The 15,318-nt window shown below is 55.6% G+C and carries 15 protein-coding genes and 1 tRNA gene; 7 read left to right on the top strand and 9 right to left on the bottom strand.

Annotation, left to right across the window (positions count from 1 at the left end):
* Nucleotides 1-55: 55 nt before the first annotated feature.
* On the bottom strand, nucleotides 56-877 hold the full coding sequence (locus FN828_RS01875; protein WP_142491776.1) for an ABC transporter permease: 822 nt from the start codon (nucleotides 875-877) through the stop codon (nucleotides 56-58).
* 157 nt (nucleotides 878-1,034) lie between these two features.
* Between FN828_RS01875 and FN828_RS01870 the strand changes: the two genes are divergently transcribed.
* Genes FN828_RS01870 through FN828_RS01850 form a run of 5 tightly spaced genes read left to right on the top strand, consistent with a single transcriptional unit; the run spans nucleotide 1,035 to nucleotide 7,738 of the window.
* A complete protein-coding gene (locus FN828_RS01870; RefSeq protein WP_142491675.1) occupies nucleotides 1,035-2,312 on the top strand; it encodes a glycosyltransferase family 2 protein in 1,278 nt (425 codons plus the stop codon).
* Nucleotides 2,309-3,541: a glycosyltransferase family 4 protein gene (locus FN828_RS01865; protein WP_235891368.1), complete on the top strand. Its 1,233-nt coding sequence runs from the start codon at nucleotides 2,309-2,311 to the stop codon at nucleotides 3,539-3,541. The genes FN828_RS01870 and FN828_RS01865 overlap by 4 nt, the downstream gene beginning before the upstream one ends.
* A gap of 46 nt (nucleotides 3,542-3,587) precedes the next feature.
* Nucleotides 3,588-4,598: a glycosyltransferase family 2 protein gene (locus FN828_RS01860; protein ID WP_142491674.1), complete on the top strand. Its 1,011-nt coding sequence runs from the start codon at nucleotides 3,588-3,590 to the stop codon at nucleotides 4,596-4,598.
* On the top strand, nucleotides 4,595-6,295 hold the full coding sequence (locus FN828_RS01855) for a DUF5927 domain-containing protein (RefSeq protein ID WP_142491673.1): 1,701 nt from the start codon (nucleotides 4,595-4,597) through the stop codon (nucleotides 6,293-6,295). The genes FN828_RS01860 and FN828_RS01855 overlap by 4 nt, the downstream gene beginning before the upstream one ends.
* 3 nt (nucleotides 6,296-6,298) lie before the next feature.
* Nucleotides 6,299-7,738, top strand: a complete 1,440-nt coding sequence (locus FN828_RS01850; protein ID WP_142491672.1) for a nodulation protein NodH — start codon at nucleotides 6,299-6,301, stop codon at nucleotides 7,736-7,738.
* Here the strand turns inward: FN828_RS01850 and FN828_RS01845 are convergent.
* From FN828_RS01845 to FN828_RS01815, 7 genes are all read right to left on the bottom strand, one after another.
* Entirely contained in the window at nucleotides 7,726-8,190 is a 465-nt protein-coding gene (locus FN828_RS01845) for a PTS sugar transporter subunit IIA (protein WP_142491671.1), read from the bottom strand. The genes FN828_RS01850 and FN828_RS01845 overlap by 13 nt on opposite strands.
* A 47-nt stretch (nucleotides 8,191-8,237) precedes the next feature.
* Nucleotides 8,238-8,801 (bottom strand): ribosome hibernation-promoting factor, HPF/YfiA family, encoded by a 564-nt coding sequence (gene hpf / locus FN828_RS01840; RefSeq protein WP_142491670.1) that lies wholly within the window; start codon nucleotides 8,799-8,801, stop codon nucleotides 8,238-8,240.
* Nucleotides 8,802-9,050: 249 nt separating this feature from the next.
* A complete protein-coding gene (lptB, locus tag FN828_RS01835) occupies nucleotides 9,051-9,809 on the bottom strand; it encodes an LPS export ABC transporter ATP-binding protein (protein ID WP_142491669.1) in 759 nt (252 codons plus the stop codon).
* On the bottom strand, nucleotides 9,809-10,297 hold the full coding sequence (gene lptA, locus FN828_RS01830) for a lipopolysaccharide transport periplasmic protein LptA (protein WP_142491668.1): 489 nt from the start codon (nucleotides 10,295-10,297) through the stop codon (nucleotides 9,809-9,811). The genes lptB and lptA overlap by 1 nt, the downstream gene beginning before the upstream one ends.
* 10 nt (nucleotides 10,298-10,307) lie before the next feature.
* On the bottom strand, nucleotides 10,308-10,913 hold the full coding sequence (lptC, locus tag FN828_RS01825) for an LPS export ABC transporter periplasmic protein LptC (protein WP_142491667.1): 606 nt from the start codon (nucleotides 10,911-10,913) through the stop codon (nucleotides 10,308-10,310).
* A gap of 26 nt (nucleotides 10,914-10,939) precedes the next feature.
* On the bottom strand, nucleotides 10,940-11,551 hold the full coding sequence (locus FN828_RS01820) for a ribonuclease D (RefSeq protein WP_142491666.1): 612 nt from the start codon (nucleotides 11,549-11,551) through the stop codon (nucleotides 10,940-10,942).
* A gap of 22 nt (nucleotides 11,552-11,573) precedes the next feature.
* A tRNA-Leu gene (locus FN828_RS01815) sits at nucleotides 11,574-11,660 on the bottom strand.
* Nucleotides 11,661-11,803: 143 nt separating this feature from the next.
* On the opposite strand from FN828_RS01815, the gene FN828_RS01810 reads away from it, so the two are divergent.
* Nucleotides 11,804-12,781: a complex I NDUFA9 subunit family protein gene (locus FN828_RS01810; RefSeq protein ID WP_142491665.1), complete on the top strand. Its 978-nt coding sequence runs from the start codon at nucleotides 11,804-11,806 to the stop codon at nucleotides 12,779-12,781.
* Between the two features lie 48 nt (nucleotides 12,782-12,829).
* Here FN828_RS01810 and FN828_RS01805 read toward each other — a convergent pair whose 3' ends face one another.
* Nucleotides 12,830-13,633, bottom strand: coding sequence for an undecaprenyl-diphosphate phosphatase (locus tag FN828_RS01805; RefSeq protein WP_142491664.1), 804 nt, complete (start codon nucleotides 13,631-13,633; stop codon nucleotides 12,830-12,832).
* A gap of 224 nt (nucleotides 13,634-13,857) precedes the next feature.
* Here FN828_RS01805 and FN828_RS01800 point away from each other — a divergent pair, with 224 nt between their 5' ends.
* On the top strand, nucleotides 13,858-15,291 hold the full coding sequence (locus FN828_RS01800) for an NAD(P)-dependent oxidoreductase (protein WP_142491663.1): 1,434 nt from the start codon (nucleotides 13,858-13,860) through the stop codon (nucleotides 15,289-15,291).
* The last annotated feature ends 27 nt before the right edge of the window (nucleotides 15,292-15,318 follow it).

Genomic DNA, 15,318 nt, shown 5'->3' with positions numbered 1-15,318 from the left:
GTGATTTGGAAACTTTGATGCACAATCCGGGACTGATCCGCTGCGGCTGTGCGAATCAGCGCCGTGCGCTCCAGCTTACAGAAGAATGTTTGCGGGTATAGAATTCACCCATCAGGCCAATCATCAGGAACACAAGCCCGAAATAAAACGGGTACATAGTGGACGTATAGCGCGGCACATAGTTGATAAAGACGTAGCCGCGGGATTGGTCGATGCAGTGGAACAGTGGGTTCCAGCTAAACATATTCAACATGAAAGTGGGTAAGGAATTCGCCACGAACATCTTGCCGGATGCGATCATATTCGCGCGCTGATACACCATCGTAATAATGCGAACCGGCGTTGGAAACCACGGTTTCGCCGCCAGCAAAACCATCCCGATTCCAAGCCCGGAAAACCACGCCAGAAGTACCATCCCAAAGGCATTTACTGGTTGTTCAATGGTGAAATGCTGGAAGCCCACATAGTAAACAAACAAGATCACAGCCAAGGAAAGAACCTGAATATACAACGCACTAAGCGCCGCCGAGGCAATTGCGATCACTGTATTCATGGGGGCGTGCAGCATCATCGGCGATGTCGGCCCTTCGGATCCTACAACTGCACCGATGGTTTTAATCTGCGTCATATATAGGAACACGCCTGACATCAGATACAGCAGGAAATCCCCACGGATTGCGGTTTTACGCAGGCCCAGCACGGAAAACATGACATAGAAGGCCATCACGAAAATGATGACCTGCAACATGTTCATGAACAGCGACATGAAAGCATTGCCGTGCGTTTTGCGGATTTTCCGCGCTACGGAATGATAGATCAACTCGGCAATCGTCAGTGCCGATCCGACATGAGATGTACGCCTGCGCTGTTGGAACATGACCTTACCAATCTGCCGCTCAATGGGGAAACTATGCACGGAATTCTTGCTGTTCCGTTAGCGGGTGATCATAAAAGGAAGCATCTGAATAATCAATAAAACCTGCTTTGGACGATGGCATGAGGCTGAATATTCCAGCAATTTGTTGGGGAAGATCATGAAGCAACTGCCCGTCAGCGTGGTTGTGGTCAGCCGGGGCAGGCCAGACAGTTTGCGATTGTGCCTGATCGGATTGGCGCGGCTACATCATCGGAATTACGAAGTGATCGTCGTGGCGGACCCCGAAGGGATTGCCGCTGCCGAACGATTGCCCTTTGCCCCGCATTTGCGGCTGGTTCCGTTTGATTGCGCCAATATTTCTGAGGCGCGCAATGTTGGGATTTCCGTGGCGGGTGGGGACATCGTGGCATTTATCGACGATGACGCCGTACCGGAACCTGCATGGCTGGGTCATCTGGAGGCTGCGTTTCATGATCCGCAGGTCGCGGCGGCCGGGGGCTTTGTGATCGGGCGCAATGGGATTTCGTGGCAATGGACAGCCCGTAGCGTGGGGCCGGATGGAATTGCGCAGCCATTGCAGGTGGATCAGGATCGCACCACCGTCCTGACCCAACGGCAGGGGCGGGCGGTTAAAACCGAAGGCACCAATATGGCGGTGCGGCGCTGGGTTTTGAAAAAACTGGGCGGGTTTGATGAAACTTTTCAGTTTTACATGGATGAAACTGATTTGAACCTGCGGTTGGCCGCCGAAGGATATGCAACCGCGATTGTGCCGCTGGCTGTGGTGCATCACACCTATGCGCCCAGTTCCCGCCGTCGCGCGGATCGGGCGGTGCTGAACCTGCACGATATTGGGCGCAGCAGTGCGTATTTCTGGCGTAAGCATTTGCCGCGGGGTGCTCATTCATTGGCGAAATGCCACCTGATCGAAGAGCAGCGCCGCCGGGTGATGGCGCAGATGCGGGACGGGTTTTTGGAACCGTCCGAGGCGCGGCGGGCGTTTCGGACGCTTCAGGCCGGATTGCAAGACGGTGGGGCAGTCACGCCAAATCCCCAAGCCCCGATTGCCCGCCGGGGGGATGCGTTCAGATCGTTCCCGACCTTGGCAAGCGGGCGTTCGGTTGTGCTGTACGGTGGGCCATTGAAACGGTCGGCTTTGGTGGCAAAAGCGCGGGACCATGCAGCTCAGGGCGATACCGTTTCGCTGTATGTTTTTTCAAAAACGGCGGTATTCCACACAGTTGCCTTCACGCCAGATGGGGTTTGGTATCAGCGCGGCGGCCTCTACGGGAGGAGTATCCGCTCTGCCCCGTTGCTTCGGTGGGCAACCCGTTCCAGACGTGCCATGCAAGAACAGGAACGGGTCGCGCGGATGCGGTTTTTCGACCCATTCATCAAACAATCAGGTGAAGGCGGGGAGAGTAAGTCCAGTTGACCGATGCGATTGCCGCCGAAATTCAGCCAAAGGCGCGGATATTGGATGTTACGCGCCTGACACGCCGGGCCGGGCGGGTTCCGACCGGCGTGGACCGGGTGGAGCTGGCATATTTGCGGGCCTTGCTGGACGACCCCGTGCCATTGTTCGGCTTGGCGCGGACGCGCTTGGGTTATGTCTTGTTGGATCATACGGGGATGGCGGCGTTCTTGGCCCGTATCGAGGGACGCGCCGCATGGGGCCGGGCTGATCGTTTGTCCCGTGTGATGCGGCAGCTTTCCACCATACAGAAGCAGGCGGAATCCGATTTGCGCCGGTTGGCCTTGGCGCGGTGTTTGCCGCAACGGTTGGGCCGGATGTTGCGGCAGCACCTGCCTGATGGGGTGTCCTATCTGAATGTTGGGCATTCAAACCTGACCGACCGGGTGCTTTCGACGATCAAACACGTGTTGGGTGCGCGGATTGCTGTGATGATCCACGACACGATCCCGTTAGATTACCCGCAATTTCAGCGTCCTGAAACGCTTCCCGCCTTTCGGGCGATGCTGAAACGGGTGCAGGTGTTGGCCGATCTGGTGATTTGTAATTCGGGCCAGACCCGGCGGGATGTGACGCGGCATATGGCGGCCCGTGGGGCAGTGCCGACCTGCATGATTGCGCCATTGGGGGCGGACCTGTCCGCCCCTGAAACTCCGGATATGCCCGCTGGGTTTCTTTGGGATCGTCCGTATTTCGTAACGGTTGGCACCATTGAGCCGCGCAAAAATCATGCGCTTTTACTGGATATCTGGGAAGAGATGTCCCAATCGCCGGATTGTCCGCAGTTGGTGATCTGCGGGGCACGGGGGTGGGAAAATGAAGCGGTTTTTAGGTGGCTGGACAGTCACCCTATGGTGGGGCGTCTGGTGTTTGAATGCGCAGGGTTTAGCGATGGGCAGATCGCAGGGCTGTTGCAAACAGCAAGTGGCATGTTGTTCCCGTCGATCACCGAAGGTTACGGTTTGCCCCCGATCGAGGCTGCGGCGCTGGGTGTTCCGGTGATTTGTGCTGATCTACCTGTCTATCACGAGATTCTGGGCGATATTCCCGTTTACGCAGGAATCGAGGATCGGTATCTTTGGATAAATAAGGTCAGGGGGTTTATGCCTCCCAATAACGCAAATAGGCAGGTAGCATTCACACCACCGGGCTGGCAGCAGCATTTCAATACGGTGTTAAGACGGGTGTGATAGCTGCGAGGCTCGGTGAATGATACCAGTAGGGCAGGAGTAGCGATTGAGCTGGAAGGAAACATATCAGCGGCGGTTGAAACGAAAGCGGTTGCTGATCCGTGCCTTTCGCAAGCGGCGGGAACTGAAGGTCGTGGCCAATCGCGCCCATATGATCAAGCCAGGCGATATTTTGTTATTTTCGACCCAGCGGAACGAAAAAATCCGCCTTCCGTATTTTCTGAAATACTATCGCGATCTGGGTGTGAACCACTTCCTGATCGTGGATAACGACAGCACAGACGGGTCAGCCGATTATCTGGCAGATCAGCACGACGTTTCCGTGTGGCGCAGTAAGGCCAGTTATAAACGGTCCCGGTTTGGCGTGGATTGGCTGAACTGGTTGCAGTTCAAATATGCAAATGGGCATTGGACGCTGGTTGTCGATCCCGATGAATTTCTGGTCTATCCGTTTTGCGATACCCGTCCATTGCGGGCGTTGACGGATTGGTTGGATGCGTCCTCGATCAAGTCATTCAGCGCAATGTTGTTGGATATGTACCCGAAGGGCCGGATAGACGCGCAGCCCTATCAGGAAGGGCAGAACCCGCTGGACATTGCAGGCTGGTTTGATTCCGGGAACTATACGTTCAAAAAGAACCCTTATTTTGGAAACCTGTGGATTCAGGGCGGGCCGCGCACACGCGTATTTTTCCCCGATACACCAGAAAAAGCCCCGGCGCTGAACAAGATCCCGCTGGTGAAATGGGATCGGAAATTCGCCTATGTTAGTTCAACCCATATGCTGCTGCCGCGCGGTTTAAATCAGGTCTATGATGAATGGGGCGGGGAAAAGGCCAGCGGTGTGCTGCTGCACACCAAGTTTCTGGATACCTTTACCGTCAAGGCAGCCGAGGAGCTGAGCCGGAAACAGCATTATTCGGCAAGCGTGGAATACAAGGCCTATGCCGCGCAACTACAGGAAAACCCTGATTTGTGGTGCCGCTGGTCTGAAAAATACATCAACTGGCGGCAGCTAGAGATCTTGGGCCTGATGTCGAAAGGCAACTGGGCATGAGTACTGTCGGGATTGTCATGTTGGTGCATACGGCGCTGGGGCGGGCCGAACAGGTGGCGCGGAACTGGGCTGCCGGGGGCTGCCCGGTGGTGATCCATGTCGATAGCAAGGTAAAACGACATACCTATAATGCCTTTGTGAAGTCCTTGTCCGATTTGCCGGATGTAAGGTTTTCCCCGCGCCATGCCTGTGAATGGGGAACATGGGGGATTGTGGCGGCTTCGCAATCTGCTGCGGAAATGATGCTGGGGTATTTTCCCGAGGTTCGGCATGTCTATCTGTCTTCGGGGTCGTGTCTGCCGCTGCGCCCGGTCAAGGAACTGGTCAGCTATCTGGATGCCCGCCCGCGCATAGATTTCATCGAAAGCGCAACCACGGCTGATGTGCCGTGGACCGTGGGTGGGCTGGATCATGAACGGTTTACGCTGCGGTTTCCGTTTTCATGGAAACGGCATCGGGTGTTGTTTGATGCCTATGTGACAGTGCAGCGCAAATTGCGGATGAAACGACGCATCCCCAAAGGGATCACACCGCATATGGGAAGCCAGTGGTGGTGCCTGACGCGGCAAACGCTGTCAGCGATACTGGAAGACCCCGAACGCGAGGAATACGACGCCTATTTTGAAAAGGTCTGGATTCCCGACGAAAGCTATTTTCAGACATTGGTGCGGCTGTATTCAACGCATATCGAAAGCCGCTCCTTGACGCTGTCGAAGTTCGATTTTCAGGGCAAGCCGCATATTTTCTATGACGATCATTTGCAGCTTCTACGGCGTTCCGATTGTTTTGTTGCCCGTAAAATCTGGCCCCATGCCGACCGATTATACGAAGCTTTTCTGACGGATGGTGATGGCCGTGGGAAAATGGCGGAACCGCAACCCGGTAAGATTGACCGCATTTTCGCCGAGGCCGTAGATCGCCGGACCCGTGGACGTCCCGGTTTGACCATGCAAAGCCGGATGCCTCGCGAAGGTTGGGAAAATGGTGTGACTTCGGGAAAATATTCAGTTTTTCAAGGGTTTTCCGATCTGTTCGAAGATTTCGAGCCGTGGTTAGCCAAAGCGACCGATAGCCGGGTACACGGCCATTTGTTTGCGCCCGAGCGGGCGGAATATGCGGACGGTCAAACCGTGATGAACGGAGCATTGTCCGGCAGTGCGAAAATTCGGGATTACGATACGCATGGGTTTATGCGGAATTTGATTTGGAACACGCGCGGCGAACGGCAATGTTTCCAATTCGGGCCGGGGGATAATCAGACCCCGGCGTGGTTTATGGCCAAAGATCCGAACGCCCAGATTTCCGTGATCAGCGGAGCGTGGGCCGTGCCCTTGTTCAAGATGAACCGGAATTTCAAGGCGCTGCGTAAAGAGGCGGCCGCCCTTCAGAAGATCGAGGCGGAATTTCTGGATATTCTGCGATCCCCTTATACGAAGGCGCGGATACGAATTTGGACGATGGCGGAATTCATCGAAGCCCCGATGGAGCCGCTGCAAACCATCATTGATGAAATTGGCTCTCACCGAATGACGCGGTTGACCGAAGCGCCGAGGATGGCGGATTTGCAGGGGTTTGGGCAATTTTTGCAAAATCTGAAAAATCAGGGGATGCACCCTTATTTGATGGGCGACTTTCCGGTTGGGCAAGACCCGGAAGAACCCAAGCCAAAGAAACGAAAACCCTATCTTGTGCGTTGAGGCATCATGAGCAATTTTGATTATTTCGTTGTGTTCGCCGAGATGCGCACCGGATCGAATTTCCTGGAAGCGAATTTGAACGCCTTTGAGGGCGTCACCTGTCACGGGGAAGCGTTTAATCCGCATTTTATCGGGTATCCGAACAAGGATACCATTCTGGATGTGACGCAGGGCGAACGCGAACAAGATCCATTGCGGTTGTTGGCGACGATCCGGGATAAAACGGATGGGTTGGGTGGGTTTCGCTATTTCCATGACCATGATCCACGCGTGCTACAGGCGATGCTGGACGATCCTCGTTGCGCCAAGATCGTGCTGACCCGCAATCCGGCGGAAAGCTATGTCAGTTGGAAAATCGCGCAATCGACGGGGCAGTGGAAGCTGACCAACATGAAGCGCCGCAAGGGGGGGACCGCGCAGTTTTCCGATCAGGAATTCGAGGTCCATCTGGCCGCCTTGCAGGAATTTCAGGTGCGGCTTCTGAATGCGCTGCAAGTGTCGGGGCAAACTGCGTTTTATATTGATTACGAAGATTTACAGAATCTTGATGTGATCAACGGCTTGGGGCGCTGGCTGGGGGTGGCTGCCCCGTTAACAGAATTGGACGGCAAGCTAAAAAAACAAAACCCGGAACCGCTGTCTGCGAAGGTGGAAAATTTCGAGGATATGGGGAAGGCCCTGTCTGGTCTGGATCGGTTTAACCTGACCCGAACCCCGAATTTTGAACCACGTCGGGGCGGCGGCGTGCCGGGATATGTGGCGGCAGCTAAGGCGCGGCTGCTGTATATGCCCATTCCCGGTGGCCCTGACGAGGATGTGACCGCATGGATGGCCGCGCTGGATGGTGTGGAAACGGATGCGTTGCAGTCAGGGTTTTCACAGAAAACCCTGCGTCAATGGCGTGCAGCCAATACCGGATTCCGCAGCTTTACGGTGCTGCGCCATCCATTAGAGCGGGCGCATTCTACCTTTTGTCGGCGCATTTTGGCGGATGGGCCGGGGGCTTTTTCACGGATACGGAAAACGCTGTGTCAGGTGTATGATTTGCCGCTGCCAAAATCTGGTCTGCCCGAAGGCTATGATGCCGCGGCACATCGGGCGGCATTCATGGCGTTTTTGGATTTTGTGCAGATCAATATTCTGGGACAGACCAGCATTCGCATTGATCCGAATTGGGCCAGCCAATCAGAGGTGCTGAAGGGGTTTGCCCCGGTGGCGCAACCTGATTTCGTAATCCGCGAGGATGAGTTAACCCATATGCTGCCGCTGATTGCCGCAAATGTTGGATATGCCGAAGCCCCTGTTCCAACCGCCATAGTGGCTGATCTACCCGTTGGGTTGGAACAGATTTACGACGCCGACATTGAAGCGAAGGCCGCGCAAATCTATCAGCGCGATTACATGCAGTTCGGGTTTGGCGCTTGGGGTGATCAGGCGGCCTGAACCGTGTGATTTTCGGTCAGGATGGTATACAGCGTCGCCGGGTCGGCATTGGCCCGAAGCTTCGCACAAAGCGCGGATTCACGAAGCGTCCGTGACACCAATGCCAGTGCTTTCAGATGTTCCACGCCGGCGTCTTCGGGCGCGAACAGGGAAAACACGATATCGACCGGCTGTCGATCAACGGAATCGAAATCCACTGGTTTTTCCAGCAACAGGAACGCACCAACAACGCTTTCCAGTCCAGACATACGGGCATGGGGCAGGGCAACCCCCTGGCCCACACCAGTCGGGCCAAGGCTTTCGCGTTCCATCAGCGCCTCGACCGTGGCCGGGGCGCTGAGGCCATAAGCAGCAAAGGCAAGGTCCCCAAGATCCTGTAAAAGACGCTTCTTGCTAGAGGCCGAAGAAACAACTTTCACGGCCTCGGGCTTGAGGATGTTAGACAGGTTCATATTTGGGTTCTTTGCTCCGATAAATCGGGGGCAAGCCCCCGGTCACCTCATTGCTGCGGGTCGATCCAGCCGACATTGCCGTCTTCACGGCGATACACGACATTCAACCCCTTTTTTGTCTCATTGCGGAAGACAAGAACCGGGGCGCCTGCCAATTCCATTTGCATCACGGCTTCACCGACAGACAGGGACGGGATCTTGGTTTCCATCTCTGCAACGATGATCGGCTGGAGGCTTTCCGGTTCCGAATCCGCTTCTTCAGAGGCGAGGATATATGATGCAGCCCCAAGAAGTTCAACAGGCTCTGAACGGTCGCGGTGATGGTCCTTCAGGCGGCGCTTGTAGCGGCGCAACTGTTTTTCCATTTTCTCGCAGCAATTATCAAATGCGGCATAGATTTCGTGGGCGTGGGCTTTTGCTTGCGCGGTCAGGCCCGTGGAAAGATGCACAGTCGCTTCGCAGACGAATTCGTTGGCCGATTTGGAAAAAACGATATTGGCGTCGGTTGGTCGCTCTGCGTATTTCTGGACGGCGGCGCCCAGTTCTTCCTTCACGTGGGTTTGCAGTGCCTCACCGATATCAATCTGCTTTCCACTGATTTGGTAGCGCATCTTGTCTCCTTTGCGTGACAAATCGGGATTTATCCAGTGCGCGGTTTACGCCCGGTTTATTTATGCCCGAATGCTGAAATTCGACAGGCTTGGGCCAGATCACAACCCGGCCTAGGCAAGAAGACCAGAAGCAGAAGCGGTGCAAGATCCAAGACTGTCATACCCCTATTTGAGGCGAGTCTTGGGGTGTCTGTCAATCGACCTTTGGAAAATATTTGTGCGGTATTTGCCGGGGGGCGCGTACACCCCTTAGGAGATGCGGAAGTTATCACCCAGATAGACGCGGCGGACATTTTCGTTTTCCACCACATCGGCGGGTGTGCCTGACATCAGAACTTTGCCGTCATGCAGGATATAGGCGCGGTCGACGATCTCCAGCGTTTCGCGGACATTGTGATCGGTGATCAACACGCCGATGCCCCGCTTTTTCAAATCGGCAACAAGATGGCGAATGTCGCCCACGCTGATCGGATCAACCCCGGCAAAAGGTTCGTCCAGCAGCAGATATTTTGGATTAGCAGCCAGACAGCGGGCAATTTCCACCCGCCGCCGTTCCCCGCCGGACAAGGCAAGGGCGGGTGCGCGACGCAGGTGTTCGATGGAAAACTCGCTGAGCAGCTCTTCCAGACGTTCGCGGCGCTTGTGACGGTCTTTTTCGGAAATATCCAGAATGGCACTGATGTTGTCTTCGACGTTCAGCCCCCGGAAAATCGACATTTCCTGTGGCAGATACCCAATTCCCATCTTGGCGCGGCGATACATGGGCAGGTTGGTGATGTTGCGTCCGTCCACAGTGACCTGTCCGCCTTCGGGGTACACAAGCCCGGCAATCATATAGAAAGTGGTGGATTTCCCACAGCCGTTCGGCCCCAGCAGCGCAACAACCTCGCCCCGGTTCAGTTCCATGCTGAAATCGCGGATCACGACGCGTTTTTTATAGCTTTTACGCAGGTGGTCGACATGCAGCCCCGAGGTTCCCTCGGTCACGTTCAATTCGGGCGGGGCCATTACTCTTGTGTCTCCAGCGTGGTACGCACGCGGCCACCCACTTGCGCGGTTCCGGCATCCAGGTTCAGGACCACGCGATCACCGGACATCACATTTTTGCCCTGTGTCACCAACACATTGCCGGTCAATAGGACGGTTCCGGCATCAATATCGTAATCTGCATTCTGGGCTTCGGCAGCGTCGGGTCCATTGACCACCGTCACCCCGCCGGATGCTGTCAGCCGCACGATTTTTTTGCTGTCTTCGGCATAGACGACCAAAACGGTCGGGGCGGACAGCAGCATTTCGCCCTGTGCGATCTGCACGTTCCCTGAAAAAGTGGCGGTCCCGTCTTTCTGATTCACGTCCAGTTGATCCGCCTCGACCTGAACCGGCAGGTTCGAGGTGTCACGTGAATTGCCAAAAGCCAGATTAGCCGCTGAAACGGGCAGGGCGTGCGCTGCAACACCCAAGGCCAAGGAAATCAGAAAGATACGCAGCTTAGACACAGAAAAATCCCTAATTTTGCGGATGGTATATCAGCTTCACCCGATTTGTGAAAAGCAAATGGGCGTCTTTCGTTTCTGGATCGGTACTTAGGACCATCTTTCCCGCGTCGATAGTCCCCGCGGGGCCGGTACCAGATACGGGGCCATCGGTTTCAGCCGCGACTTCACGCATCGAGGTGGTTATTGAATCTGTCCGCACGTCATACCCGGTGGAACTGACCACAACCACGCCCCCCGTCAATCGTGCGGTTTCCTGCTTGGTATCCAGTAAAGCGGTATCAGAGGCAAAGGTGATTTTCGTCCCGCTGGTCAGATCAATCTGTGCCGACAGCTTTTCTGCCAGCGCCTTGCTGTCATCCTGCGGGTCGGGCTTGGCCGTTTCGGCGGTAAACGTGATCAGATCCCCGCCCGAAGTGGCGCCTGAAAAATGCGGCTTGTTTACCATGCCTTCTTTCATCCGCTCTTGCAGGTCGACGCGCGAATACGGAATGGCATTGGTCGAATCCCGTCCGCGCGACAACAGGAACAGTGTGGATAGAATCGCCAACGCAGCCAGCGGAAAGATAACTTTCAGCCAGCTTATGATCCGGGAATAAAGGGTTTCGCGCCAAGCCATGACGATCCTTGCAGTCGGGCGTTGCTTTAGTGGGCGAAGATGTCAATTTCCGGCCAGCCAGCCAGATCCAATTTGGCGCGGGTGGGCAAAAAATCAAAACACGCTTGTGCGAGGTCTGCGCGACCTTCGCGATTCAGCATCCGATCAAGTTCAGATTTCAGCCGATGTAGGTACAGCACGTCCGAGGCAGCATAATCCAATTGCGCCTTGGTAAGTTCCGGCGCGCCCCAGTCGCTGCTTTGTTGTTGTTTGGAAATGTCGGTGTTCAGCAATTCCTGAAGCAGGTTTTTCAGCCCGTGCCGGTCCGTATAGGTCCGCACCAGCTTGGAGGCGATTTTGGTGCAATAAACCGGTGCGGCCAGAGCGCCAAAGGCATTGTACATTGCAGCAACGTCGAATCGCCCGAAATGAAACAATTTCAGCACTTCGGGGTTTTCCAGCATCGCGCACAGATTGGGGGCTTCGGTCTGGCCTTGGGCAATTTGCAGGATATGTGCATTGCCGTCGCCACCAGACATCTGGATCACGCACAAACGATCCCGATGGGGATTCAACCCCATCGTTTCACAGTCAATTGCGACGATTGGACCAAGGTCCAAATCTGCCGGAATATCGTTCTTATATAAGAAGTTAGTCATGTCATTCCCCTTGCGGAGGGAATGGTGCCCAGGAGAGGACTCGAACCTCCACTTCCATACGGAAACTAGCACCTGAAGCTAGCGCGTCTACCAATTCCGCCACCTGGGCAGGTGTCGTGAGGGGCGATTTACAGATGCTATCGGGTGGTGTCAACGACGTTTTTCAACTTTTTTCTGCGACGGCATATCTTCTTGTGGAAAACCCCTTGTAGCAGTAGGAACGGGATAGATTTTTCAAGCCGGAGTCATCTCATGTCGAAACTCGTGACCATCTACGGCGGGGCAGGCTTTGTTGGCCGTTACATCGCGCGGCGGTTGGCCAAGGACGGCTGGCGGGTTCGTGTCGCGGTACGTCACCCGAACGCAGCCATGCACGTCAAACCCTATGGTGTTCCGGGTCAGGTTGAACCCGTCCTGTGTAATATCCGCGATGACGCCAGCGTGCGTTCGGTGATGCAGGGGGCGGATGCTGTTGTGAACTGCGTTGGTCTGATGAACCAGCAGGGTAAGAATACCTTTGATGCCGTGCAGGCCGAAGGCGCTGGCCGTATCGCGCGTATCGCGGCAGAGCAGGGAATCGGTTCGATGGTCCATATCTCGGCCATCGGTGCGGATAAGGACAGCGCAAGCGATTACGCCCGCACCAAAGCGCAGGGCGAAGAAGCCGTGCTTGCCGCCATGCCCGGTGCTGTGATCCTGCGCCCTTCGGTGATCTTTGGTCCCGAGGACGATTTCTTTAACCGCTTCGCCGGGATGATGGGGCCGGTTCTGCCGGTCGTTGGCGCTGATGTGAAATTCCAGCCGGTTTATGTGGATGATGTGGCGCAGGCGGCTGTCATGGCTGTCGAAGGCAAAGTTCCTGCAGGCATCTATGAATTGGGTGGGCCGGAAACCCGGACCTTCCGCGAACTGATGCAGGATATGCTGACCGTGATCCGTCGCCGTAAGGCGATTGTAAACCTGCCGTATTTCGCAGCGTCCTTCATGGCGTTTTTCTTTGATCTGGGCCAGAAGCTGACCGGCGGCCTGTTCAAAAGTATGCTGACCCGCGATCAGGTGAAGCTGCTGAAGTCGGATAATGTGGTGTCCGAAGGGGCCAAGGGGTTCGCGGATCTGGGGATCAAACCCGTCGCGCCCGAAGTTGTTTTGCCGGATTACCTGTGGCGTTTCCGCCCGTCGGGTCAGTACGCGGCGATCAAGGAATCGGCGAAAAACCTGCGCGTCAGTTAATCCGCCGATACAGATTGAATTTAGGGGGCGGGCCTTTGGCTCGCCCTTTTACGTATAGGCGATTGCCAGCAGAATGACGCCCAGAATGACGCGATAAATCACATACGGGGTAAAGCTGACCGAACGCAGAAGCCGCATCATCAGGCTCAGCGCCAGTAGGGCGGACAGAAACGCGAAGCCCGCTGCGATTGCACCATCCTTGGCGGCGGTAACGTCTGCGTCACGGATCACCTGCGCGGATAGCAATACACCGCTGGCGAAAATCGTCGGGATGGACATCAGCATGGACAGCTTTGCCGCGTCATGGCGGGTATAGCCCAATTGCCGCGCGGCGGTGATGGTGATGCCGGAACGTGAGGTGCCGGGAATCAGCGCCACCGCTTGCCATAGCCCCATGATCAGTGCGTGGGATAATGACCAGTCCTTTTCAGTCCGATCTACCGGGCCGCGTTGGTCGACCCAGTATAGCAGCAACCCAAAAAGCAGCATGGTCCAGCCAATGACGGTGATGCCACGCATTGCGTCGTCCAGCCCCGTCAGCTTCAGGATCAGCCCCACCACAATTACCGGGATCGTTGCCATCATCAGCAGGAAGGCCAGCTTTGATCCGGGGGTATCAATCTTTCCGGTCAGCATGCGCGGGGTTCCGGCCAGTCCTTCGCGGACGTCTGACCAGAAATACAGAACCACAGCGGCCAAGGTTCCAATGTGAACGGCGACGTCAATCACCTGACCTTGATCCGCCATGCCTGTAAGATTCGGCAAGAGAATCAGGTGTCCCGAGGAAGAAATGGGAAGAAACTCGGTAATGCCCTGAATAACGGCGATAATAAACAGATGCAGGAGGGTCATAGTCTGTCGTCCGTTGGAATTTTATGTGTAGGTATAAATGATTGAGAATAAAAGGAAAGATCGGATTTAAATCCGTTTCGGACCTAAATTTTGCGCATTTGCAGTGCCACGCTCAAATTTCAGAGGCGAATTTATCAATAAAGGTCAACTGTTCTGACTTTTATTTGTTTCAGACCTGAATTAAAGAAGCCCCAACCGTTTATACCTAGCAGAAAGGCAGCGACGTGGCTAAGCAACCGATGCTGAAATTCGTGAATATCGAGCGCGACATGCCCTCGAAGCGGGATGCGAACCTGCGCAATAAGGATTTCAACGAAATCTACGCCGAATATGCTGACGCAAAGGCCAAGGAACAGGCCAGCCGGTGCAGCCAGTGCGGTGTGCCTTATTGTCAGGCGCATTGCCCGCTGCATAACAATATTCCCGACTGGCTGCGCATGACCGCGATGGGCCGTCTGGAAGAAGCATATGCCATCAGTCAGGCAACCAATACTTTCCCGGAAATCTGTGGCCGGATCTGTCCTCAGGATCGCCTGTGCGAAGGCAACTGTGTGATTGAACAGTCGGGCCACGGCACCGTGACGATTGGCTCGGTCGAAAAATACATCACTGATACCGCTTGGGAAAATGGTTGGGTCAAACCGATTTCCGTGATGGCAGAGCGTGATCAGTCGGTTGGTGTGATCGGTGCCGGTCCTGGCGGTTTGGCCGCGGCGGATATGCTGCGCCGGGCCGGTTTGCAGGTGACGGTTTATGATCGTTATGACCGCGCAGGCGGATTGCTGACCTATGGTATCCCCGGTTTCAAACTGGAAAAAGATGTGGTTATGCGCCGGATCGACCAGTTGGAACAGTCGGGCGTCGAGTTTGTGATGAATTGCAACGTGGGCGAAGATTTGTCTTTTGACGCAATCCGCGGCAAGCACGACGCTGTGGTTATCGCTACGGGTGTCTACAAAACGCGGGATTTGGAAGGGCCGGGGGCCGATGCGGACGGGATCGTGCGCGCCATCGACTATCTGACCGTTTCCAACAAGCTGAGCTTTGGTGACGAAGTGCCGGAATACGAAGACGGCAGCCTGAACGCCAAGGGTAAGAAGGTCGTCGTGATCGGTGGCGGTGATACCGCGATGGACTGCGTGCGGACTGCAATCCGCCAAGGCGCTGAATCGGTGAAATGCCTGTATCGCCGTGACCGTGCGAATATGCCGGGCAGCCAGCGCGAAGTGCAGAATGCCGAAGAAGAAGGCGTGATCTTTGAATGGCTGGCCGCCCCCAAAGGGTTTGCCGGTGATCCGGTGAACGCGGTTCAGGTGCAAAAAATGCGGTTGGGCGCGCCGGATGCGTCGGGCCGTCAAAGCCCCGAGGTGATCGAAGGTGCGGATTATAACGAAGCCGCCGATCTGGTGATCAAGGCGCTGGGCTTCGAGCCGGAAGATTTGCCGAAACTTTGGGGTGTTGACGGGCTGGAAGTGACCCGCTGGGGCACCGTAAAGGCCGAATTCAAGACCGGCAAAACCAGCTTGGATGGCGTGTTCGCGGTGGGTGACATCGTGCGCGGCGCGTCCTTGGTGGTCTGGGCGATCAAGGACGGGCGGGACTGTGCAGATGCGGTTCTGACCTATCTGAACGAAGCCCGCGCCGTCGCCGCCGAATAACCGGAGTTTCGGGGGCAAATGCCCCCA

Source organism: Thalassovita litoralis (assembly GCF_900182725.1).
GTDB lineage: Bacteria > Pseudomonadota > Alphaproteobacteria > Rhodobacterales > Rhodobacteraceae > Thalassobius > Thalassobius litoralis.
The sequence above is the reverse complement of the archived record's forward strand: the minus strand, read 5'-3'. Positions and strand labels throughout refer to the sequence as shown.

Excerpts from the sequence above, each read along its gene's own strand:
- FN828_RS01875 (WP_142491776.1), bottom strand. The coding sequence starts at position 877 with ATGTTCCAACAGCGCAGGCGTACATCTCATGTCGGATCGGCACTGACG.
- FN828_RS01870 (WP_142491675.1), top strand. The coding sequence starts at position 1,035 with ATGAAGCAACTGCCCGTCAGCGTGGTTGTGGTCAGCCGGGGCAGGCCA.
- FN828_RS01855 (WP_142491673.1), top strand. The coding sequence starts at position 4,595 with ATGAGTACTGTCGGGATTGTCATGTTGGTGCATACGGCGCTGGGGCGG.
- FN828_RS01845 (WP_142491671.1), bottom strand. The coding sequence starts at position 8,190 with ATGAACCTGTCTAACATCCTCAAGCCCGAGGCCGTGAAAGTTGTTTCT.
- hpf (WP_142491670.1), bottom strand. The coding sequence starts at position 8,801 with ATGCGCTACCAAATCAGTGGAAAGCAGATTGATATCGGTGAGGCACTG.
- lptB (WP_142491669.1), bottom strand. The coding sequence starts at position 9,809 with ATGGCCCCGCCCGAATTGAACGTGACCGAGGGAACCTCGGGGCTGCAT.
- lptC (WP_142491667.1), bottom strand. The coding sequence starts at position 10,913 with ATGGCTTGGCGCGAAACCCTTTATTCCCGGATCATAAGCTGGCTGAAA.
- FN828_RS01820 (WP_142491666.1), bottom strand. The coding sequence starts at position 11,551 with ATGACTAACTTCTTATATAAGAACGATATTCCGGCAGATTTGGACCTT.
- FN828_RS01810 (WP_142491665.1), top strand. The coding sequence starts at position 11,804 with ATGTCGAAACTCGTGACCATCTACGGCGGGGCAGGCTTTGTTGGCCGT.
- FN828_RS01805 (WP_142491664.1), bottom strand. The coding sequence starts at position 13,633 with ATGACCCTCCTGCATCTGTTTATTATCGCCGTTATTCAGGGCATTACC.